Source organism: Segatella copri (genome assembly GCF_002224675.1).
GTDB classification, from domain to species: domain Bacteria; phylum Bacteroidota; class Bacteroidia; order Bacteroidales; family Bacteroidaceae; genus Prevotella; species Prevotella copri_U.
Map to the genome: position 1 here is coordinate 282596 of NZ_NMPZ01000001.1, position 22796 is coordinate 305391.

Consider the following 22796-nt stretch of genomic DNA (forward strand, 5'->3'; position numbering starts at 1 on the left):
CTACAATATATAACATATCATTATAAATATACAATAAGCTTAGTGCTATATCAGTTTTACCTCTAAAAAACACATGGAATATATGTGATATAATAATGTATGCAACCAATCCTATTATTATAGAATATATTTTTTGTTGTTTCATAACTTATTCCTCTTATTTTTTCTTTTTGATAGTGTATGCCCGCATATTTTTAGGAGAATAACTTGTTTTACCCACCCTCATTTCGTATTGTCCATTAGGCATACGAGTAGGAGTTAACCTATATCGTTTTTTTTGCCCAATTCACAGCACGAACTATCATAGCGTTATCATAACCATTGCTGTAGTCTGGTGATGGAAATATGATATTCATCAAACTTCCATCTCCAAATTTCTTTCCAATGTCTATTGTTTCTCCTGCTGCTATTTCTGAATTTTTACTTCTTTCAAATACATTTCTATATTCATTCAATGCAAATGGAATTTGCCCTATGGCATCTGTCCAATATGGGACTCCTTCGATCTCAACCATAAAATAACCATCGCCAGGTTTGCCATTTGCTTTCCGCTATATAGAAGTTCACAATATTATCTTATTCCTTTGTGAAACAATGTATTGATTTTTCAGATAAGTCCACTATAAACATCTTATAATCTTTATTGTTGCCATTGAGAGGATTAATAACATGATTTTTAGGATTATCTGCAAATGCGTTGGTCGTATTTATTTCATATTTTGTAGTTCTATATGCATACAGATTTGCGAATACAAAAAGATGCATATTTTCTTTATAGCATAAGTATTGTCTAAAATAACAATCTATTGTATTGTTTTTATTAGAATAATGATTTTTATCTTTGTTATCAAGATATTTCGCAACAAGAGTTTCTACATTATATATGCAATCTTTTGTCATTTGCATATATTTCTGTTTGTTCGTTAGAACTTTTTTCCCATTTGCAAATTGAGCATTAGACGATAAAACATGTATTTTGGAATCATTACTGCAATCTTTCGCCCATTTCTTCTCAATTATTGTTGAGTTTGTATTTTGCTCTTTTCTTTCACCTTTACAGGCATACAAACAGAACAAAATTATTACTATGAAATACTTTTGCCACATATAGTAAAATTTTTGATTGAACATTCAACTTTTCTTTTCAAGGATTCTAAGAACTTGACTGGCTCGCTTGTGCTTGAGCTCGCAAAATTGCCCCTTTTATGGTTTGGACAGCTTTATCTACTGTTATATTGTTTTCTTCCATTATACTCTGTTTTGATATTATTTAAAAAGGTAGTGCTTTTAGCCTTTAAGCCACTATTGCACAACCCCTTTTTTTGAAAAGAACGTAAAATCAATAGTATTATTGCGGTGATTGTGTATTTTTAATCGCTTAACTCGTTGCACCGTACTTACTGTTAAACTTGGGTTAACTTTACAGTTTTTTTTAGGAGCTTGGCTTTTTTTACAAAAAAAATCGTAAATTTGCAGCGAGAAATAAAAACTTGAAGAATAAACAACATAAAAATGAACTTATGAAGAAAATCTCGTTGATAGTGATGAGCTGCATAATAGCTTGCGGACTGCTCGCCAACCACAGCATCGTGAAGGGCGGAGAAATGTCACCTAAGGTAGAGGACACGGTATCGATTGCCAAGAAAATCACTGATAGTCAATGGCTATCGAACAACTCCGACACGTTGGAAGTGGACACAGCTGGCGAAGACTCGGTGGTGAATGTGGTGGCCTACTTCTGCAAGGGCGACACCTGCGAATACTGGATCTATGAGAATGAGTGGAAGGTGGACGGCAAGGACACGGTGAAGACGCTCGGCGTATCCACCCAGGTGCGCCTCGTGGTAAACGATTCCACCAGCAAGGGCTATAAGATGAGCTACACCTTCCTGGACGTAAAGGCCGATTCGGTGGGCGACAACTTCCGGGACAAGATGATGGCCATGGTAGCGGAGCGCACCGCCAAGAGCGTGATAGGCACCACCGTCAACTTTGAGACCGATGAATATGGTAGCATCACCAAGATTACCAATCTCTCGCAAATCAAGAAGCAGGCAAAGGCTCTCTTCAAGGCGAGCATGAAGGACATCGCCTCCATGCCCATCATGCAGGCAATGAAGAAGGCGATAGGTCTTGACTTCATGAAGATATGCAACCAGGCTAACACCGACGAGGTGGTGGAGGGCTACCTGGAGGAGCTGAAACTGCTCTTCGCCTGCCACGGAAGCCAATATGCCGTGGGCGAGCATCACGAGCACGAGGATGCCACCAAGGATAGCTACGCCAACGACACTTATATCAATGCCAGCCTAGAGAAGAATGGCAACTACACAATCACCTGCGAGGTGGTCAGCGTGATACCAAAGGAGACCGTGAAGGAGGTGATGGGCGGACTGATGGGTGCCATCACGGAAGGACTGAAGGGCAAGAAGACCGAGGACGGCAAGGATCATGATGGCGACATCAAGGACTTGGACGACGCGTTTAAGAAGGAGATAGAAAAAGCAGTTGACCAAGATGCCCAGACCTCGGAGTATCTCAGTGTAACCTGCTTCGAGGATGGCTGGCCTAGCAGCGTGTTGAAGCAAAATAAATCTGTGATAGCTGGCCGTGGCAAGCTGAAGCAGAAACTCATCGAGGCTTGCCGATTCGCACAGCGCGAGAAATGATGAACTATTTCGACCTGTACAGATTGAATACAAGGTGATGGATGCCAACTTTATTGTATTAACAGACTCTGTTGGTAATGAGCCAGAGGGTGAGACTGCAAAATTTTATGTGTTGAAAAAAGTAAAAAATATGCGACTTATAAAAAACGTTGATAGTAATTTTGCTACTCACGTTTTTTATAAGTCGTGACACATTACTTGATTATTTATTCAAAAATTCTAAACAAACCATACATTATAGACCCAAAACCAACAACATATCCTTTAAGATAATCAATATAGGCTATTGTAAAACTCGGTGGGAAATTACGCCTGTCTTTGTATGTGATATTTAGGAATGTAATACCATAGGATATTGCACAAATACTATCATATCTTTTAAATAAGATGGTTGTTATTCCTAAGCATATCATCAAAATAGAAAAAATCAAGTAAGTGCCATTTTTTATGGTACTTACCGACTTTTTGTGCTTAATAACAGAAATCATTATTGCAATTCCTGTTATAGACGCTAATATTCCCCAAAACCAAATATCGTTCATAATTATTACTTTTTGCAAATAGTACTATCGTTTTTGACTTCTTCTTGTTTCTTTTCAATTATCATATCTATAATCCTTTCGGCTCCAGATAATTTTAAATTAGTTTCTTGCTTTAGGATTTCTGTTCCAAGTTCAATACTTAACATTATGCAATCTTTTGCATAATCATATTATTTTTCACTTATGACGAAGCTTTATATACAAGCCCAAAATTATTATCGTATTTATGGCAAACCAAATAAAATTTATAGTAACACCAGTATCGAATATCTGGTAAACCATATTTATGATAGCATCATTATCTATAGTTTCTACCTCGTATTTTATACTAACATACGCATTTACCACAAAGATAGCATAAACAAAAACCATTAGAAATGATATAATCAAGTAAATTATTAACAGTTTCTTCATAAACAATCATCTATTAAAATCCTGACTACTACTATTGCTTCCACTTCCAAAAGAACCAAAACCATTCCCACTTGAAGAAGAACGTGTATTTGAATTGCCTTTTTTATTGGACAGTAGTGAATTATGATAAATCGAGTTACTTCATTAAAATTGATTTATTATTGCTGCCATAGCCGATAATCTTGACATCTACTTTTGAATGGATTAAAGTTGGTGAACCTTGTATCTTGTATTGGAAGTAGATTGTATCTATTTTCTCTGTTGTGGCTATTTTAAGAGTTTTAACTTCGTCGAATATATCCAATGTTATCTTTTTGAATTTTTTATTGTCGCAAATAACCACTCTTTTTTTTACAATATATCCTCGTTGGTCTGTCTTGTACTCAATAGCAACGTATGCCTCCAAATTATTTTTTTGAAACTCAATAGGATATTTACATTTTCTTTTCAATTCGTTTATAAACAACTCTTTATTTCTATAGTCAGGATTACCTGTGCTTACTTGGCATACATCAAATAGTTGCGGAGATGTTCCCACAAGAGACACATTAGTATTGGAGTTGCATGAACCAAATACTACCAAAACTGTCAATAATATAATACCTACTAATTCCTTCATCTTTATTCTATATGATTTTATCTATGACTCCACTTTAAAAAGTGGATTAAATTTGAATTAAACATATGCCTTGGAAAGCCTTTATGCAATCCTCGGCGTTAACTAACTCTGACAACCAGTTGGCGAACGAGTTGTTTATGCAACGTGAAAATGCCTCCTGTAGCCCAAATATAGCCCCAAAGTGGGGCGATTCGCTCTTTGAACTATTTTGTTGCCATCTTGGAGAAACCAAACCACTTTTTGCCTAAGTCCTTAATGGATGCACCTATGTGATATACACAGTTCGCTGCTCTCCTTTTTTTTCTATTTTATCTGTCATATTTATATTCATTTTTCCAAAATCACAAATTGTGACTTTGAACATTACCATATTTAACAGCATTCAAAGGTAGTGCTTTTAGCCTTTAAGCCACTATTGCACAACCCTTTTTTGAAAAGAACGTAAAATTAATAGTTTTATTGCTATGATTGTATTTTTAGTAATCGCTTAACTCGTTGCACCGTACTCACGCCCCTTCCACTTAACTTTTGCCACATCCCGAATGGAATATTCATTGCGGAGCAAACTAATAACTTCCCTATATTCGGCTTCCATCTGTTCTGCCGTTTTTACATAGCCTACATTGCGTCCGAGTTTTCCACCTTTCTCTATATACCGCTTCCTTCCTGACTGCAATCGGAATGAGATATTATCACGTTCCAATTGCGCACAGGTTGAAAGCGTGGCTATCATTATCGGGGCAAAGAGGGACGGATGTCCTTCATCGTCCAATAATATAAGCTGTTCCTTTTGAATGTAGAGGTTAATGCCACAGTCAATGAGTTGCAGACAATGTGCCGTTAAATTTGATTTTGGTTTTGCAGCAAGAGTCAGAATATGGAAAGATACAGGAGAACCATTGGATGTAATATTCGGTAATGGTATGGGAAGAAATTTTCTCTTTAAAACCTTTGTAGAGCAAACCAATCACTCACCAAATGACTATGAGAAAATGGCTTCTGACTCTATTGTTAAAGTACCATTGCAAACTATACATGAACCAGAGGTTATTTGGAACGACAATAGTGACAAACAAGATGAACGGCTACGATAATAAGCCTGTATTGATGAAATAACACAAGGAATAAAATAATATTTTTTAAGATAATAGTTTGCTCTAATCCAATATAAATCTGTATCTTTGCAACCAGATAAGCGTTCTGTAACACAAGAAACGGAAGAGGCTGAGAAACAATGCATTGCATTTGTTTCCAGAATCTTACAAAAAAGGGCTAAAAGGAGCGGTACAACTTCATCGCTAACAGGCTGAGAATAAGCATATTACATTTGTTGTTCATTTTCTCTGCACTTGTAAAAAGGGTAGTTGTACCGTTTAAAAGATAAAAGCTTAACTATCAGCAACATCCACATGTTGCATCGGAAAGTAATATTGCAGCAATACGCCCTGAAAAGGGCAGAAGCTCCTAGCCCATGGTAACACCCTGGGTAAACTAGAGCGCAAACAAATCGCCCTGTAGGGGCAAAAGCTTTAAATACGATGCTTTTGCTCTTACAGGGCATTTTTTATTAAAATTCCTCCTTCACATCAAAGCAAGGGCAATCCTTGTTTGAGAACTCATTATGCCCATGAACCGTTGCCTCGGGATATTCCTCCTTCAGCTGCTCTATCAGCGCTTTCAGCGCAGCCTTCTGCTGTGGGGTTCGGGTATCCTTCGGCTTGCCATCCTGGGATAGGCCGCCGATGTAGCATACTCCGATGCTCACGGTGTTGTGACCCTTGCAGTGGGCGCCTACCTCTTCTACTGATCTGCCCACGTGGATGCTTCCGTCACGGTAAATCACGAAATGATAACCGATGCAGAAAAACCCACGCTCACGATGCCAACGGTCGATGTCGGCTACGGTGTAGTCGCGACCTTCTCGGGTCGCACTACAATGAATGATGATTTCCTTAATCTTGCGCATAATATGATAATTTATAATGTACAATGCAGAATTAACTAATAGATACCGCTTGCTAAAATACAGTTAACTATAAAACTTTACCTGGGAAAAAAGCCAGATACTTTAGGGGAATTTCTTCCTCCCCCAAGTCTTTGATATGCAAGTCAATTTGTTCGTTTTCATCAGCTAACTCATTAATCTTCTTGCAAAACTTCTTGAAAAGTTCCCCATCGTAAGCTACAACGCCCGACATTAAAGACTTGCCCATTACTATGCTTCCATGCTTCAATGCCAGCGGACCTACACCAGCCGTGATATAAGGCTTACGAGACACCGGATACGACGAAGAATAATCCTTAAGAATTAAAGGCATGGTCTTATACTCCTCTACGATCTCTGTCTTAAATTCCTTCTCTTTCTTATGGTGCTTCTTCTTGTACTCCACCCCTATCTTCTTCTTGAACTTGATAGGTTCTGGTATAATTAAATAATCGCCTGCATGCAGGTAATTTTTAGGATGCTCTACTGTGCCGCAGATAATTACTCCGTTGATAACCATTGTGCCATCCACACCCCATGGAGTGAAGCGACGGCGAAATATATGAATATACATAATGATAATATTAAAAAAAATTGATACTTGTGTCAGAGTCATTAAGAAGTTCAAGATTTCGAAAAACCTTAATGACCCTTAATGACACTGACCCTTAATGACACTTTAAACGGTAGGTGACGCTTTCTGATAACGTTTGTCCGGCAAAACGCTTATCAAGCCCTGCTGCTTCCAGTTCTTCAGCATCTGCTTCACCGACTCGTGAGTAGCACTTGCCCCTTTTACGGAAATACTCTGTTGCTGAGCCTGATCGAAGGAGAAGGTCACATCCAGACGCTCAAAAATGGAATCGTTTCTACCTCTACGAGAACGGTCGTAAACCGACTGTCCGCAATAGTCTCTCGAAGAGAAAGCATCCTCGATACGACTACGGAAGAAATAGAGTGCATTATCCAACTGGTAATCCGCAAGAACATTGAACACAGCGAGCATGGTAGGCGTCTGCATCTTGACAATCATTTCCTTCCATAATAGCGGATTCAGCTTCAACTGCTTCTCCGCCCCCTGAAAACCGTGCTTCTGAATCAACGTCTCTGCTACCTTGCAGAGCATGATGCAGGTCATCATTCTCATAGTGGTAGGACAGATACGGAAACGCTGACGGGCTTTCACCTTGTCATCATTCTTCATGGTCTCTAGGCGAATCTGTTCCAGCCACTCCCTACCCTTGGCTTCCAGCTTAGGAAGCACCACGTCGCCTTCCATCAGAGGCAGCAGATGGGCAACCTGGATAATGCGGTCGCGCTGGCGATCGGTGAGCACATACAGATTATCCGTAAGCGGAGTAAACGTATTGTCCGGGGTTCTTGCCACGGTAATACGGCTCTGAAAACCATCCGTATAATTGTTCACCACACGATAAAGCGCATCAGGCGTTCCACACATCACCACGTTCCATAACAGTCTGTCTATGTGTACATTCACGGCTTCTGCACTTCTAGCCTCACGCTCGTAACTCGTACCATCATACGCCTGTCGGAGCATTACGGAGAAGTCGCTCATTGCCGATTTCCATTTCTGCGCCACGGTGTCAGCTTCCGGGGTAAACGAGAAGGCGTGCTTGCCTTCGGTGTTAGCCAAACGCTCGGCAAGATTTGCCACAGTGTTGTTCAGCGTCAGACATCTTACAGGCAGTTTCGGCTCTTCCGGCTGCTCCTTCTTGTTCTTCGCCGCACGCTTCTTGGCTCTCCATTCATCCTCCTTCTGCTGATACATTTTATCCATATCTTTTATCTCCGAAGTCCAAGCATCAATCACGGGGTCGATGCTTCCCTTACCGGATGCGAAGTCACCGGCAATGTAGGAGATGAGGTTCAGCGAGTTCATCTTGCCGTGGACAGACACCTTTACGCCAGTAGCCAGCATTCCGATGGCTGGACAGATGGCGGTAATCACGGGCATTGCCAGGGGTGGTCCTACGGCATTGATAGAATCACGCACACCTTGCGGCATCTTAGGCAAAGCATTGAAATAGAACATTTCGTCCTTGGCATTAGCCTCGTCCAGCGCATTCACCAGAGCCTCGCTTTCTGCATCAGCAGTAGCATTCGAAGCACCCTGTTTCAGCTTTTCCTGTCGCAGAGCGGCAAGCACATCTTTCAGTCGCTTAGGCATTTGGGTAATCTTCTCGTTCAGTGCCGAGTTGATGCAAGCCATCTTCTCCTGCTCTTGAAAACCATCATAGCAGGGAATGATCTGAGCCATGAGGCTGCGGTCGAAGCCGCAGATGTGGCGCAGGTTCACGGCAAGCTCGAAGGTCAAAGTGTTGCGGTTGGAGCGAACTGGCTCATGACCGTCATTATACATCTGCCACCACTTCGAGATGATTTCAGAATACGGGATTCCGAGGTAATCTGTAGAGATGGATGAAGAAGGAGATGAGGATGAAACGGAAGCAAGCTGAGCCTGATTCTTAGAAGAATTTTGAGAATTCTTCTGACTCTGATTCTTCTGATTTTCAAGAGATTTCTGATTCTCTTGATTTCCAAGATTCATCTGAGAATCCAAAGCCTTCTCTTCAACATTCTCCAACCAGGGCTTGTAATGCTTGTTCGCCTTATGCGCCCCCGGCGGAAGCTCCTCCTGTCCATACTTCTCACGCTCTTCCAGCACCTTGCCTTCAGCTGCCACGGCAGCCTCATCGTAATCATCCTTGAAGAGTTCGGGAGACAAGTAAAGCAAGTCTTCTGCATCAGCTGAAGTCGTGAAATAGACACGATTAATGTCGTGAGCCGAAGTATCCATCTCGCACTCCAGCATCTTGGCGATTCTAACCTGATTTTCGAGAATCGTCTTGCCCATTTCTCGCTTGCAAACCGCATGACCGCCTTGTCGTGCGCTGCGTTCCAGCATCAGCAGACCATATTTCTCAGGCTCCTGCAGCATCAGCTTGGCCGCCTTCTCGAAATCCTGCTTATCATCCAAATCGAAGCCGAAAGCCCGGCTTGGCAGCTTCATACCCTTCACTACCCCCTGCGGATAATGTCCGGAATAATTAAACTGTACCAATCTTCGCTTCGCCCCATCATTTCCTTCGCGAGCCAGTCGCAGATTAGCTTTCTGCTCATAGCTTCCACGAATCAGTTTATATTCCTCTTGCGAGGTGATGGAGCGGGCAACCTTGTGCCCGTTCTCCACCCTTATCAAATAACAGCTCATCTATGTGTTTCTACTTACTATTATTAAGTTGAACATCCATATATTTTATCGCTTCAACTGATATTCTACCAAAGCATCCGCAGCCTCTTCTGCCTCCTTCACAAGCGTGCTGCCGATATTGATTCCCTCATCACAGAACACCTTCAGGGTAAGCTGGATAGCTCCATCCTTGGTCTTGCTCAATCGTCCGTGAGCCAGCTTTCTGATCAGTACAGACTGAGAACGTACTCGTGGTTTAACCACGAAATCAAAAGTGCCATCCGAAAGCTGCTGAGCAATGCCCTGCGAACGGAATCCCTGCACCTTCTCTCCCCCTCCATGCTCATTAGGAGCAAAGAGGAAACACTTGCTCTCGTCATAGAAAGCCATACCACCCAGCTGCACATGCTGGCTACCATTATTCACCTGCTGGCCATTAACCTGCTGATTATTTACCTGCTGCTTGTTTACATTTTTCTTCATATTCTGAATTGTTTTGCGAGAAGAAACGTGTGGAATATTGCGCGCTTTACCATGGAAGATCCTCCGCAGTCCCAACTCAGTTAATAACTAAAACTACTTTTTATCCCTTCAGTTTTTCAATATCCGTAACGTGGATAGCCTCGCCCTGCTTCACCACTCTCATAATCTGAGTATTCATATTATAAAGTAGTCGGAAGTTGCTTCAAGATCACCAAACCATTTCGGCGTTGTCTTGTTTCTTCGACGATGCAAAAGTAGTGAGATTTCCAAACAAAAGGGTAAAAAAAATCCCCCACGAATCCGTTTGGGGGATGTGGGGGATATACTTTGTAATTTTGGGGGATACCTTTGGGGGATACTATCTGAACTTTTCTATCTTTCTTACATTGATGAAGGTTCCAGGCTTGGCGTACTTAGACTCTTGAAATTCTAAGTCCAGCTTATCCGCAATCTCTCTATAAGCCTCGCAACATGAAGGCGCAGCACAGTCAGCAAGCGTCCATTCCGTGAAATCATTATGCTTGAAATAACCATTTATCTCATGAAAATCGTCCGTAGAACATTTTAATAAAGTGCTGAAAGCAGAATTAATCTGGTCAACGAAAAGGCGCTGGGTTGACTTCTTCAGCCAATTCTTGCTCAAGAAAACCTTATAGACGATAAACCAATGTTTCTGTGCACTGAGGGTATTGTCTTCGATTAAGTCTTTAAGTTTAAGCATCAGCTTATCTACATCCACATTCTCCTTAAAAACCATGTTCTGGAAGATGTTTTCCTTCTTGATTTCGCAATGCTCCTGGGCTATCTGGTAAGAAACATACTTATCCAGAAAATCGTTGATATTATCGTAAGTCTGTTCCTTCTTTCCAAGAATAAAACCCACAGTCATCTTAATGTCCCTGCCGTTATTGTGAAAAACTACACCGAACTGAGAATTGAAAAGTTTCTCTTTTCGGTTATATAACATATGGTTTTTAAGTTGGGTTTCATCCGGAAAGAAGAAAGCCTCATCCTGGCTGTCCTGCTTGTAAATACGCTCCAGTCGATTTTCATTCTCCTTGCGGTATCTATCAATTTCCTTCTGGAAAAGGTCTTCGCAATAGGTATCATTGACAAAAGATTGTCTGAAACCATGAAAGCCCTCATCAGCCAAAAGGATGATGTCATTAATCATTTTGCGCATTTCTTCGCCTTCATAATCCTTATAGGAGGTAAGCGTAGGTTCTAATTCTACTTTAATCTGATAGAATCTCTCCTTCTTATCATCCAGCAAAGACCATGCTATTTCTCTCTTTAGTGATTTTAGTAAATCGAAAATCTTTCTTACATGATTACGTAAGATCAGCTTCCAAGCAGCTATCAATTCCTCATTGTTGTTTTCGTCTTCTTCTTTTCCTAAAAGGCGGAAGCAAACATTGAAGCGGGTAACTAGACCTTCCAGCTTTTTCAAGTGCACTTCTTGTTCGTCGTCCATGATTTTATAGGTTTGAAATTATAGTTGTAAAAAAAGCGGCGTGGGTGTTCCCTGTAAGCACCGGTATTCAGGTACCTGCAAGAACCTTCAGCAAGGTACAAACAAGTACAGCCCACGCCGTAGAGGAGTGGACGCCTTGCTGTCACCGTCTTCTTACCGAATTTCTGAATTTGCAGGTTCTGAATACCGTAGAAGTGTCAGATAATCAGCGTCTATCGTATTATGATTATTATCTTTTTACTATCTGTTTCTTACTTCAAATTTTAAAGGGTTTATACTACGTTTTCTTCTTCGTCCGCCCAGTGGTCGCATTGGCGCATCACGGTTTCCAGCGCCATCTTTGCACCCTCAGGCGGATACTTGTATTTCTTGAGCAGTCGCTTCACCATCACTCGCATCTTCGCCCTGGCTGATTCCTTCCGGTTCCAGTCGATGGTGCGGTTGCGGTGCAACACTTCCGTCAGTTCCCGGGTCAGCGCCACAAACTCCTCGTCGGAGTAAGCCTGCCGCACACCTTCCGGCGTGGAGAGCGCATCATAGAATGCCTTCTCCTCGGGCGAAAGTCCCAGGTCGCTGCCCTCATCCTCTGCCTGCTTCATCTGCTGAGCCATCTTCAACAGTTCCTCTATCACTTCCTCGTTGGTGAGCAAGCCCTTCAGATAGTTGGAGAGACTCTGGCTGAGCATGTCGGAGAAGAGGTCGCTCTGAACCACGTTGGTCTTCTGCTGCTGCTTGATTTTCTCTTTCATCAGTTTGGTGAGCAGTTCAACCGCCAGGTTGCGCTCCTTCATGTTCTTCACCTCCTGGATGAAGGCGTCGTCGAAGAGCGAGAACTCTATCTGGCGGTCGCCGAAGAGATTGATTACTCCGTCGGTCTTCACGCTCTGACGGAGCAGGTCGCCGATGCGCTCGTTGATTTCATGGCGGCTGATCTTGCCCTTCTGCGAGAGTTTGAGCATCATCACGCGCAGCGCATCCATGTAGCACACCTCCGCCTTCTGCTGATCATTCAGGAGCGAACGGCAGAGCGTGGTGGCGTTGTGAAGCAGATTGCTGTGCTCCATGAAATTCTTCTTGCGTTGAATCATGGCTGGAGAACTCAGGAAGTTGGCTCCGCCCGTAATGGCGAGTGCACGCTTCGAGTTGTCCTGTTCGAAGAAGCCGGAATAGTCGAAACCATGAAGCTGGTCTCGGCAGATTTCCATCTCTTCCTTCCATTTCACCTTGGCGGTCTTGGCGATGTCGGGGTCTCCGAAGCGGCGGCGGTCACGGTTGGTGTACTGCTGCATGGCACTCTTCAGCGCCTGCGCAATGCCTACGTAATCCACTATCAGTCCGCCTTCCTTGCCCGGGAACACTCGGTTCACTCGGGCTATTGCCTGCATCAGATTATGACCGCTCATCGGCTTATATACGTACATGGTGGCGAGCGACGGAACATCGAAGCCCGTGAGCCACATGTCTCTTACGATGGCGATTTTCATCTCATCGTCGTTGTCCTTGAATTTTCTTGCCAGTTCCTTCTTGTAGGCTTCGTTGCCGATAATCGGCTGCCAGTCTTCGGGGTCTTGGTTTGAACCGCTCATCACCACCTTTACCTTCTCCGTCCACTGGGGGCGAAGCTCCAGCATCTTGCGGTAGATTTTGATGGCGATGCTTCGGGTCAGTGCTACGATCATTGCCTTGCCGGTGAGTTCCTGCGCACGGTTCTGCTCGTAGTGCTGGATAATGTCCCTTACCAGCGTGTCGATGGTGGCGTCTTCGCCCAGGAGCACTTCCAGTCGGCTGTGCTCCTGCTTCGCCTGCCTGATCTGCTCCTCGGTGGCTCCCTCATCGGCTAGGTTGTCGAACTCATCGTTCAGCAGCTTCATCGTGTCTTCGTCGAGGTTCAGATTCACCACACGGCTCTCGTAATAGACCGGACGGGTGGCTCCATCGTCTACCGCCTGACTCATGTCGTAAACGTCGATGTAGTTGCCGAACACTTCCTCTGTGTCTCTGTCGCGGTCGCTGATAGGCGTTCCGGTGAAGCCGATAAATGAGGCACCTGGAAGGGCTTCTCTCATCTTCTGGCTGAATCCCTTCTTCATCGTCAGGCTCTTGTTGTCCCAGTGCTCCTCGCCGTATTGCGAGCGGTGCGCCTCATCGGTCATCACGATGATGTTGCGGCGGGTGGAGAGTGCAGAGTCGCCTTCTTCAAACTTCTGAATGGTGGTGAAGATGATTCCCCCACTCTTTCGGTTACGCAGCAGATTGCCCAGGTCTTCACGGCTCTGGGCGTTCTGTGGTTCCTGACGCAGGAAGTCCTGACAGCGGCAGAACTGACCGAAGAGCTGGTTGTCGAGGTCCTTGCGGTCGGTTACCACCACGATGGTTACTTCGGGCAACCGTTGCACCAGCTGGTGGGCGTAGAACACCATGGAGAGGCTCTTGCCCGAGCCCTGCGTGTGCCAGAACACGCCGATTTTTCCGTTGCCTTCCACTGCCGTACGGGTGCGCTGCAGGGCTTTGCCCACGGCATAGTACTGATGGTAGGCGGTAAGAATCTTGGCGTATTTGCCCTGGTTCTTGTCGAAGCAGATGAAGTTCTGCAGGATGTCGAGCAGTCGCTGCTGCTGGAACATGCCGAGGAAGAAGGTGCGATAGTCGGCGAAGAGGGTTGACTCGTATGAGCCGTCTATGGTCTTCCATTCCATGTAGCGTTCTTGCTTGGCGGTGATGGTTCCGGCACGGGTCTCGCTCATGTCGCTGATTACGTTGAAAGCGTTGTAGCTGAAGAGGCTTGGAATGCTCTGCTGATAGTTCTTGATCTGCTTGTAGGCATCGTCGATGGATGCGTCTTCGGAGATGGCGCTTTTCAGCTCCACCACCACGAGGGGCAATCCGTTGACCATCACCACCATATCGCAGCGCTTGTTCTTATACTCTTCTACTCGCCACTGGTTCACCACCTTGAAGAGATTCCTTTCGGGGTGGTCGAAGTCGATGAGCCGCATCAGGGCTGTGCGTTCTTCGCCATCCTGCAGGAATCCCACCTCCAGACCGTTTTGCATCCAGAGGGTAAACTGCTCGTTGTTCTGTTCTAAAGTACCGATGCTGATGTTGGTGATTTTCTTGATACCTTCATCCATTGCATCGGCTGGCAGTTGAGGATTAAGCCGTCGCATCGAGGCGACCAAATCGGCACGATAGAAAGGCTCCTTATAGTCGCGCTCCACCTCGTAGCCACATTCGTACGCATAGCCGAGTTCGTCTCGGAACAGGGCAATGAGCGTTTGCTCGTATGCGTCTTCGGTGAATTTCTTGTCGTCTGCCATAATGATATTTTTTATATACAAGTGTCGTAAGTAAGCCCCACACGCCCTGAAAGGGCAGAAGCTCCTAGCCCAGGGCATCGCCCTGGGTGGTTCATGTGCGCAAGGTCGTCGCCCTGTAAGGGCAAAAGCTTTCAAAACACCAGGCGAATAACAAAGCTTTTGCCCTTACAGGGCGCATTGCTTATTGCCATTTTACCCAGGGCGATGCCCTGGGCTAGGAGCTTTTGGGCCTTCAGCCCGTACCTGAACCACTTGAGAAACTTTAGTTTAATATTTTCTTTCTCGTTATTTTCTTTAGTTGCTCTTCTTATTCCGGGACTTCCAGCTCGCCTGACATTAAGCGAGGGAGAAGGGTGTCGCGGAGAAGGGAGAGGCGGGAGTTCTCCAATCTTAACGAAATCATCTTGCTCAGAATAGGCTCAAATAGTTTATGTGCCTTTTCCATTGAATCATTATCAGGAATAGCAACCAAAGCCTCTTCTAAATGACCTCGCTTGATGTGTCCCATTGTAACCGCCTTATCTTTAGCGATATGAATAAACTCTTGCAGATGATGTTTCGTCCAATAATAGTAAAACCATTTTGGATAATCTTTCGAAGTAACCTTGAATAGGTGTTGATTTAAGCCGCAATCTCCACCACACCAAACATCAACCAAAAGCGTTCCCGACCATGAGAAAATCACATCACCGTTATGAATTTTACATTCATCTTTAATGTTACAAGAACATCTGTCGCTGTCTGTTCCACAGAACCCTTGACCTAATTCTTTTATTTTGAGAACAGGTAATGAGTCCTCGTTGTTTTCAGGAGGGAACTTCTGCATAGCGAGACCATTCATATAAGAAGCAATCTCTGTTAGCCTTCCTACTTTCCATCCTTCAGGAATCATTCCCAATTCACTATCCACGAACTTACCATCCTTGAAAGGCTCAAAGTCAACGAACCAATTCTTGAAAATAGCCTGCGCCATCTCCTCCAAATCTGCATTGATTTTGTTGTTCAACTCTATCTTACGGTCGAGCCCCCAAAGAAGTTTAGATATCCTATCTCTAACCTCTTTAGGCGGACACCTAAAGACATAGTCTTCAACATTCTTCTTGGTTACCATCCTAACTACAGAACCAGTCTTTACAGACGAAATATAATCTATATAATCAGGCGTTTTTAATTGCCAAAAAAGAAAATCGTTCGTTACTTCAGAATGGTTTTCTACCTTATAAAGATTTGTACCATAAATAATCTTTTTTGCCTTCAATGAAGACGGAATTATGGCTGGCATTGCTAATATTGGGAGATTATCAGATTGTTGTCGTGTTGCCAAAACAATATCGCCAGGCTCAACACAATATTTATCATCACAATCAGCCTCATAAGGTCTAGCACCAGAAAATAGAAACTTATCTTTAAAAGATACGCATCCCATTCCTAGCAGAATATTTTCACCTTTGCCAATAAAGGCACCCTTATAGGCTAATCCACTTTTAATGGATACAATATCCCCCAATCTAACTTCTTTCCACTCCATACTTACACCTCCCATCCAATTTTCTTCAACTGCGCTCTTATCTCCTCTTCCTGCTTCTTGCTTTCCTCAAACAGCTGCTTCAGCTCTCCGGTAAGATTCGTCATTTTCTCCTCGAAAGGCACTCCGTCGCCTTCGTCTTCGGCGATTCCTACGTATCTGCCAGGAGTCAGAATGAAATCCTGAGCAGCAATCTGCTCAGTGGAGCATACGGCACAGAATCCCTTCTCATCTTCGAGAGTTCCCTGCTGGAACGCATGGAAGGTGTCGGTAATTTTCTTAATATCTGTATCAGGCATCAGCTCACGAAGCTTGCGAGTAACCATCGTGCCCATGTTGCGAGCATCAATAAACACTGTCTTGCCCTTCTGCGCCTTGTTACGGCTGATAAACCAAAGACTTACAGGAATACCCGTACTGTAGAACAGCTGCGAAGGCAAAGCCACGATTCCCTCTACCAGGTCGGCTTCGATGATTTCTTCTCGAATCAGTCCCTCGCCGCCACTCTGACTCGAAAGCGCACCATTCGCCAGCACCAAACCTATCTTTCCGTTTGGAGCCAAATGGTGAATCATGTGCTGCATCCACGCAAAGTTGGCGTTGCCAGCTGGTGGCAAACCATACTGCCAGCGTGCATCATCCTGAAGCGCACTCTGCCCCCAGTCGCTGAGATTGAAAGGAGGATTGGCAAGAATGAAATCTGCCTTCAGCGTAGGGTGCTGGTCATCTAAGAAACTGTCTGCATATACTCTACCCAGATTCGCTTCCAAACCATGGATGGCAAGGTTCATTTGTGCAATCTTCCAAGTATCAGGGTTCGATTCCTGTCCGTAGATACTGATTTTACGCAGGTTTCCCTTGTGGAGATCTATAAACTTGGCACTCTGTACAAACATACCGCCCGAACCGCAGCAAGGGTCAAAGACTCTACCCTCGTAAGGTTCCAGTATCTCCACCAGTGTGCGGACAATGCAGGAAGGCGTATAGAACTCACCAGCGTTCTTTCCCTCCTGAGAGGCAAACTTCTGCAAGCAATATTCATAGGCTCTGCCCAAGAGGTCTTTCTCCTCGCCAGCATCATGCATTTCTATATTGGTAAAGAGATCTACGACTTCACCTAATTTGTTTTTAGGCAGTTCCGGACGGGCAAAATTGCCGGGCAGAACATTCTTCAATCTATCGTTCTCACGCTCAATAGCGATGAGCGCTTCATCTATCACCACGCCTATTTGCGGTGTGTGGGCAGCAGCACTAATCTTGCTCCATCGAGCCTCAGCAGGCACGTAGAAGATGTTCTCGGCAGTGTATTCGTCCTTATCTTCCGGGTCGGCGTATTCGTCGCCCTGCAGCTCCTGGAACTTCTGGTCGAAGCGGTCGCTGATGTATTTCAGAAAGATGAGTCCGAGCACCACGCCCTTGTACTGAGATGCATCGAGACTGCCTCGCAAAATGTCGGCAGCCTTCCAAATTTTCTCTTCAAAACCAATGCTGATGGTATCTTGTTTCTTTGCCATTTTTATCTTTGTCTATAGGATTTTACACATTATTTATATATAAAGCACCAGTTATTTATTGATAAGCACGAGTCTCCACTTCTCGTTTTCGAGAAGGATGGACTGGTCTTTACTGGTCATTTTGAATGTCTGATCGTCGATGGTTATCTGATCATTCCTGATGGTATAGGCATAGTTTCCGCAGGGAGAAATCCGGGTAGAGGTGTGCAGGATTTTGCCCTCCTCATCAATCTCTGTTACCGTTTTCTCCACGTTGAAATATACGCTATCGGCGGTGAACTGGCAATAGACAGCCCCCGCATCTACATCTAAAGTAAGGTTTCCAACACGCTGATAAGCCTCGGAAATCGCCCATTCGTGGGCTGAAATTTGGGTTTTGTAGTCGATTTCCTTCGGATTTTCTGCATTTTCATCGCTCGAACAGGCGGAAAATGAAAACGCAAAAAGGACGAATACCAGCGCCTGAATCCACGCTGCTATTCGTCCTTTTATAAGTACACGATGATTTGAGGTTAATTTTGACGAGCCAAAATTACCCCCCCCATAAGGCATTGAGTATCAATCTGTTACACATACACATTATCATTTAAACAATTGAAATTTTATTTAAGTTCGTGCAAAGGGGGCTTGCCTCTCAGCATTCGTAAAAGCAAAGTTATAAAAAAGCAGGCTAACCACCAAATTTTATCACGTTATTTAACGGAAAAGTAGTTTTGAGGGCAAAAATGAGGCTCAAAAGGCAATTTTCACCCCCTCAGAACGGCCAAAATAAGATGGAAAATAAGGTTTTCCTGCTTGAGAAACAAGGAAAATTCAGAAATAACATAACAATTTTATTCAATATAAAGACAAAGGATGGAGGGAGAACATGGAAAACAAGAAGAGAACCTGTAGCTTTTAAAGATACAACCCTTAGAAAGAGCACCTTTCACAAACAGACTATATCTTATTGTTTATCAATACATTATACCAACACAACATTTCACCTTAAGAAACAAATCAAAATCCTCTATCGTGTCATTAAGGGTCAGTGTCATTAAGGGTCATTAAGGTTTTCGGGGGCGCAAAATCCCCCTATAGTATAATATAAATAATATTTATATTATACTATAGCTCTTAATGACATTTCCCATTTTTCTTAATGACCCTTAATGACACTGACCCTTAATGACACGCTTTCGCCCTCAGCATCTTCTGCATCAGAATCCCCTTCAAGCCCCTCCTGCAAGCAATGCGTAAAAACAGCATTCACTTACAATACTATATATCAAGAACTTACGCCATTTTTACCATCTTATTTCGATAAAAACTTGATTTCGCCTTTGAAATTTTGTATCTTTGCACCGGCAATCGAAGGAACAGCCTATTGTGCCGAAAACCGGTCATCTATGAAGACCGGAGCGGGGCTTAAATGATGGCAGGCGCCGGTCATCTATTAAGACCCCAAAATCGGGCAGAAACGAGGGCTTTCCGGGTAGTTGTGATTCAGTGAACTCTTAAACACAGAACAGAGTATGATTAACTACAGCATCGTAATGCGCAGCGTGAACGCAAACCTCCTTGAGATCAACCAGGCAAAGTCACGTATCAACCAGGCTAAGAAGAACGGCAAGGAGCCGGACAAGAAGGACACCGACCTGGTGAAGACCGAGAAGCAGAATGCGTTCGCCATCTCGCAGTACACCGATGTGATGACCATCGAGAAGTTTGCCAAGCACATCACTTCTCACGGCAGCGTGTATTCTAGAGCCGACATCAGCGCTATCCTCTACATGGCAGTGGACTGCATGAGAGAGATGCTGCTCGAGGGCAAGAAGATCCGACTGGGCGACCTGGGCGATTTCTCTCTCCTGCTCGCCTCCAAGGGTGCAGAGACTGCCGACAAGTTTACGGCGCAGAACATCACCAACGTGAAGGTTCAGTGGGAGCCTGGCCAGCAGTTCAAGAACCTGCTCGACGACGCAGAATTCAACCTCGTGGCTAGCCGCAGCGCTCAGGCAGCCGTGCTGAAGGCAATCAGGGAGGGCAAGACCAACGTGGACCTCAACGTGCCTATCAATCCAGACGGCGGCGGTGATGGTGACGGAACCCAGGGCGGCGGCAGCAATACCGGCGGCAGTGGAACTACCGGAACTGAAGGCAGTGGAACGCAGGGAGCTGGCGGTAGCGGAACCACCGGTGACCAGGGTACCAGCGGTGGCAATACCGGCAGTGAAGGTGGTGGCGACGACAACGTAAGTCTCTAAAAAGTAGAAGTCTATGAAGAAGGATACTTGGAAAATGGTGATTCAGATTGCGATCAGCATTCTCACCGCAATAGCCACTTCGCTCGGTGTTTCGAGCTGCGTGTAGCAGCAGGAAAGCAGAAAGTAAGATGCAGGAAAGCAGAATGAAATCTGCATGTGATTATTTTTTGAGATGATTTTATCTATTACAACCGCTCCTCCTATATATATATAAATAGGTGGAGCGGTTTATTTATTCCCGAAGGTGTCATGAAGGGTCAGTGTCATTAAGGGTCATTTTCATTTTTCAATCCCCTTAAATCCGGTCATTAAGGTCATTAAGGATTTCGGTTTTTCAAAACATCCCTCTATCATATAAAATAAGGTTAAATAAAGTTCGCCCTGCAAACAAAATCCATCCATAAAATCATTTTTCTGAATATTTTTTGTATTTTTGCAGATATATTGCGCTGATATGGAGTTGAGCATGGCTTATCTCTCTAGATTATAGGCGCATCATTATCAAATGATTTGAGCATGAAGAAGATATTATTCCTACACGGATTCTTCGCCACGGGCAGCTGTCCGATGGCGAGAGCCTTGAAAGAGGCGTTTGAGGGGACGGCGGTGGTGCTGACTCCCGACCTCCCTTTGCACCCCAAGGAGGCACTGAAGGAGATTCGCTCCATCATCGACCGGGAGCAGCCCGACTTGCTTCTGGGCAACAGCTGCGGCTCTTTCCTCGCCCAGATGCTGGCTCCGGTGGTAGGCATTCCTGCCCTGCTCGGCAATCCGTATTTCATGATGACGGAGTTTCTGAAGGAGCGAATCGGCGAGCATGAATACAAAGCACCGAGAAGGGACGGAAATCAGCGGCTGGTGATTGACGAGGCGCTGATTGAGGAGTTTGCGGAGCTGGAAGCCGTGCAGTTTGACCATTGCAACCCCTATTACAAGGATCGTGTGTGGGGACTTTTTGGTGAGCAGGACACCCTGGCTCACTTCTCCCCTCTCTTCCTGGAGCACTACAACCAAGCCTTCCATTTCCCTGGCGGTCATACGCCTACAGAACAGGAGGTGAAGACCTGGTACGCTCCCCTCGCCCAGAAAATGATGATGGAATTTTCGGCAAACTTTTAATCGTTTCACGGAAATAGATAAATTCTAACAACAGGAAAATGAGCATGAAACAGATAGAAACACTCGTTTTTGATTATGGAGGTGTCATCGTGAATATTGATGATGTCGCTGTTGTGAAAGCCATGGAGAGCCTGGGCGTTACGGCGTTCAAGCGACTAATCCATGTCCGCAAAATCAAGAGACTGATGCACCAATATATCAATGGTCTGGTGGCAGAAGCAGAAACATTGAAAGAGATGCTGAGCCTTTGCCGCAAAGGAACCACAACCGAGGATATTGAGAAAGTCCTGGAAGAGCTGTGTGGCAATCTGCCCGTGGAAAGACTGGAGACATTGGTCAAGCTTCGGAAGCGGTACAAGGTCTATCTGCTCAGCAACATCAACGACACGCTTTGGCAGAAATCAGTTAGTCAGATGAATCAGCTGGGATATTCCACAGACGAGCTGTTTGATGAAGTCTTCCTCTCATACGCCATGCGGAAAGAGAAGCCATCCGTCGAAATCTATGAAGAGATGACGCAGCAGACAGGATTGAATCCTGCCACCACCCTCTATTTCGATGACCGTGCCGAGAATGCCGAAGCAGGCAGGCGTTTTGGTTTCCAGAGTGTACTAGTAAAGTCCAATCATCTGGAAGAGCATCTGGAATGGCAAGAAATTAACAAGAATATAGTGTAAAAGAATAGGTATGATGACTATTGATACAACAAACCTCTGCTCGCATCTTCAAAAGAAGTTGTTTGAACCTGAGGGAGTATATTATCCTATCTGGCAAGCCATGCAGAACGATAAGGAGTTGACTGCCGCGGTTCGCTCACGACAGCTTCATATCTATCGTAACGGCAAGAAGATTCTCATTCTCGCTGGCAAGGCTCAGCCGAAGATTATCAGAGAGGACAAACTGAACGAATTGATTAAGAAAATAATATAAATGATTAAGAAAGAAGAAGTTATATCTTTTGTATGGCAGCATATTCTGCTGCTCGTTTCGCTCTATGTAATGACTTTCGGAGTCGCAGCATGTGTGCGAAGTCAGTTAGGTTCAAGCGTTATTTCCACCATCCCTTACGTGATGGCTTCGGCAGGTAAGATGCTTGATTACATCCCAGGATGGACTATCGGCGGCTACACCATCATGATGAATGCGATCTTCGTGGTGCTGCAGATTCTGATTCTGAGAAGAAACTTCGAGTGGGTGCAACTCTTCCAGCTCGCTATCGGCTTTATCTTCGGAATGTTCATAGACCTCAATATGGTGCTTACACAGTGGATGGTTTCAGAAAATATCCTGGTCAATGCCCTTGTGCAGATTGCCGGTTGCACCATCCTCGGTTTCGGAATTGCCATGGAGGTGAAGTGCGGCTCAGTAACCATGCCTGGCGAGGGCATTTCCATCGCCATTCACAAGGTTACCGGCTGGCCTTTCCCTAAAGCCAAGATTCGGGTGGACATCACGCTCGTGGTCTTGGCCGTCTTGTTCTGTTTCCTGCTTCTCGGTTCATGGAAATGGGAGATCGTGGGCATCGGAACGCTCTTCGCCATGGTCTATGTAGGTGTTACAGTTCGCCTATTCAACAAACATCTTGCATGGTTCGACCGCCTGCTCCACTATCGTCCAGGTTGCCGAAGATATGTTTACGGACTGGCACGATACATAAGAAGACAGATGTAACGTCAAGA

22 protein-coding genes and 1 pseudogene are annotated in these 22796 nt (G+C 44.5%); 8 read left to right on the top strand and 15 right to left on the bottom strand.

Annotation, left to right across the window (positions count from 1 at the left end):
• Positions 1 to 263: 263 nt before the first annotated feature.
• Together CFT61_RS01200 and CFT61_RS01205 are read right to left on the bottom strand one after the other, a co-directional pair.
• Positions 264 to 515 (bottom strand): hypothetical protein, encoded by a 252-nt coding sequence (locus CFT61_RS01200; protein ID WP_089542659.1) that lies wholly within the window; start codon positions 513 to 515, stop codon positions 264 to 266.
• A gap of 61 nt (positions 516 to 576) precedes the next feature.
• Entirely contained in the window at positions 577 to 1131 is a 555-nt protein-coding gene (locus tag CFT61_RS01205) for a hypothetical protein (RefSeq protein WP_089542660.1), read from the bottom strand.
• Between the two features lie 389 nt (positions 1132 to 1520).
• On the opposite strand from CFT61_RS01205, the gene CFT61_RS01210 reads away from it, so the two are divergent.
• Entirely contained in the window at positions 1521 to 2669 is a 1149-nt protein-coding gene (locus tag CFT61_RS01210; protein ID WP_142990526.1) for a hypothetical protein, read from the top strand.
• Between the two features lie 206 nt (positions 2670 to 2875).
• Here CFT61_RS01210 and CFT61_RS01215 read toward each other — a convergent pair whose 3' ends face one another.
• The 4 genes and pseudogenes from CFT61_RS01215 to CFT61_RS01230 all read right to left on the bottom strand — a co-directional run.
• Entirely contained in the window at positions 2876 to 3211 is a 336-nt protein-coding gene (locus tag CFT61_RS01215; RefSeq protein ID WP_089542662.1) for a hypothetical protein, read from the bottom strand.
• A gap of 5 nt (positions 3212 to 3216) precedes the next feature.
• A complete protein-coding gene (locus CFT61_RS16760; RefSeq protein WP_176425462.1) occupies positions 3217 to 3357 on the bottom strand; it encodes a hypothetical protein in 141 nt (46 codons plus the stop codon).
• 404 nt (positions 3358 to 3761) lie between these two features.
• Positions 3762 to 4244, bottom strand: coding sequence for a hypothetical protein (locus CFT61_RS01225; RefSeq protein ID WP_089542664.1), 483 nt, complete (start codon positions 4242 to 4244; stop codon positions 3762 to 3764).
• A gap of 462 nt (positions 4245 to 4706) precedes the next feature.
• A pseudogene (locus tag CFT61_RS01230) lies at positions 4707 to 5070 on the bottom strand (recombinase family protein); the annotation flags it as partial.
• Here CFT61_RS01230 and CFT61_RS01235 point away from each other — a divergent pair.
• On the top strand, positions 5051 to 5338 hold the full coding sequence (locus tag CFT61_RS01235) for a hypothetical protein (protein WP_176425463.1): 288 nt from the start codon (positions 5051 to 5053) through the stop codon (positions 5336 to 5338). The pseudogene CFT61_RS01230 and the gene CFT61_RS01235 sit on opposite strands and share 20 nt — an antisense overlap.
• A gap of 473 nt (positions 5339 to 5811) precedes the next feature.
• Here CFT61_RS01235 and CFT61_RS01240 read toward each other — a convergent pair whose 3' ends face one another.
• The 9 genes from CFT61_RS01240 to CFT61_RS01285 all read right to left on the bottom strand — a co-directional run bounded on the left by CFT61_RS01240 (position 5812) and on the right by CFT61_RS01285 (position 18304).
• The gene (locus tag CFT61_RS01240; protein WP_089542666.1) at positions 5812 to 6210 is read right to left on the bottom strand and encodes an N-acetylmuramoyl-L-alanine amidase; all 399 of its coding nucleotides are present in this window, start codon (positions 6208 to 6210) and stop codon (positions 5812 to 5814) included.
• 67 nt (positions 6211 to 6277) lie between these two features.
• Positions 6278 to 6802, bottom strand: coding sequence for a hypothetical protein (locus tag CFT61_RS01245; protein ID WP_089542667.1), 525 nt, complete (start codon positions 6800 to 6802; stop codon positions 6278 to 6280).
• A gap of 105 nt (positions 6803 to 6907) precedes the next feature.
• Positions 6908 to 9460, bottom strand: coding sequence for a DUF3987 domain-containing protein (locus tag CFT61_RS01250; RefSeq protein ID WP_089542668.1), 2553 nt, complete (start codon positions 9458 to 9460; stop codon positions 6908 to 6910).
• A 45-nt stretch (positions 9461 to 9505) separates the two neighbouring features.
• Entirely contained in the window at positions 9506 to 9922 is a 417-nt protein-coding gene (locus tag CFT61_RS01255) for a hypothetical protein (RefSeq protein WP_089542669.1), read from the bottom strand.
• 358 nt (positions 9923 to 10280) lie between these two features.
• Positions 10281 to 11396, bottom strand: a complete 1116-nt coding sequence (locus CFT61_RS01260; RefSeq protein ID WP_089542670.1) for a hypothetical protein — start codon at positions 11394 to 11396, stop codon at positions 10281 to 10283.
• Positions 11397 to 11668: 272 nt separating this feature from the next.
• Complete coding sequence (locus CFT61_RS01265; RefSeq protein ID WP_089542671.1) at positions 11669 to 14713, bottom strand: type I restriction endonuclease subunit R; 3045 nt, start codon at positions 14711 to 14713, stop codon at positions 11669 to 11671.
• Positions 14714 to 15020: 307 nt separating this feature from the next.
• Positions 15021 to 16241 carry a restriction endonuclease subunit S gene (locus CFT61_RS01275; protein WP_089542672.1) on the bottom strand — a complete coding sequence of 407 codons (1221 nt, stop codon included), beginning with the start codon at positions 16239 to 16241 and terminating at the stop codon, positions 15021 to 15023.
• 2 nt (positions 16242 to 16243) lie between these two features.
• Entirely contained in the window at positions 16244 to 17752 is a 1509-nt protein-coding gene (locus CFT61_RS01280) for a type I restriction-modification system subunit M (protein WP_089542673.1), read from the bottom strand.
• A 51-nt stretch (positions 17753 to 17803) separates the two neighbouring features.
• On the bottom strand, positions 17804 to 18304 hold the full coding sequence (locus tag CFT61_RS01285) for a hypothetical protein (protein WP_089542674.1): 501 nt from the start codon (positions 18302 to 18304) through the stop codon (positions 17804 to 17806).
• Between the two features lie 962 nt (positions 18305 to 19266).
• Here CFT61_RS01285 and CFT61_RS01295 point away from each other — a divergent pair.
• From CFT61_RS01295 to CFT61_RS01320, 6 genes are all read left to right on the top strand, one after another.
• A complete protein-coding gene (locus CFT61_RS01295) occupies positions 19267 to 19998 on the top strand; it encodes an HU family DNA-binding protein (protein WP_089542676.1) in 732 nt (243 codons plus the stop codon).
• A gap of 13 nt (positions 19999 to 20011) precedes the next feature.
• The gene (locus tag CFT61_RS16765) at positions 20012 to 20104 is read left to right on the top strand and encodes a smalltalk protein (protein WP_153089932.1); all 93 of its coding nucleotides are present in this window, start codon (positions 20012 to 20014) and stop codon (positions 20102 to 20104) included.
• 410 nt (positions 20105 to 20514) lie between these two features.
• The gene (locus CFT61_RS01305; protein ID WP_089542678.1) at positions 20515 to 21117 is read left to right on the top strand and encodes a YqiA/YcfP family alpha/beta fold hydrolase; all 603 of its coding nucleotides are present in this window, start codon (positions 20515 to 20517) and stop codon (positions 21115 to 21117) included.
• Between the two features lie 44 nt (positions 21118 to 21161).
• The gene (locus tag CFT61_RS01310; protein ID WP_176425464.1) at positions 21162 to 21794 is read left to right on the top strand and encodes an HAD-IA family hydrolase; all 633 of its coding nucleotides are present in this window, start codon (positions 21162 to 21164) and stop codon (positions 21792 to 21794) included.
• Between the two features lie 13 nt (positions 21795 to 21807).
• Positions 21808 to 22047 (top strand): hypothetical protein, encoded by a 240-nt coding sequence (locus tag CFT61_RS01315; protein WP_089542814.1) that lies wholly within the window; start codon positions 21808 to 21810, stop codon positions 22045 to 22047.
• The gene (locus CFT61_RS01320) at positions 22048 to 22788 is read left to right on the top strand and encodes a YczE/YyaS/YitT family protein (protein ID WP_089542680.1); all 741 of its coding nucleotides are present in this window, start codon (positions 22048 to 22050) and stop codon (positions 22786 to 22788) included.
• Positions 22789 to 22796: the final 8 nt, after the last annotated feature.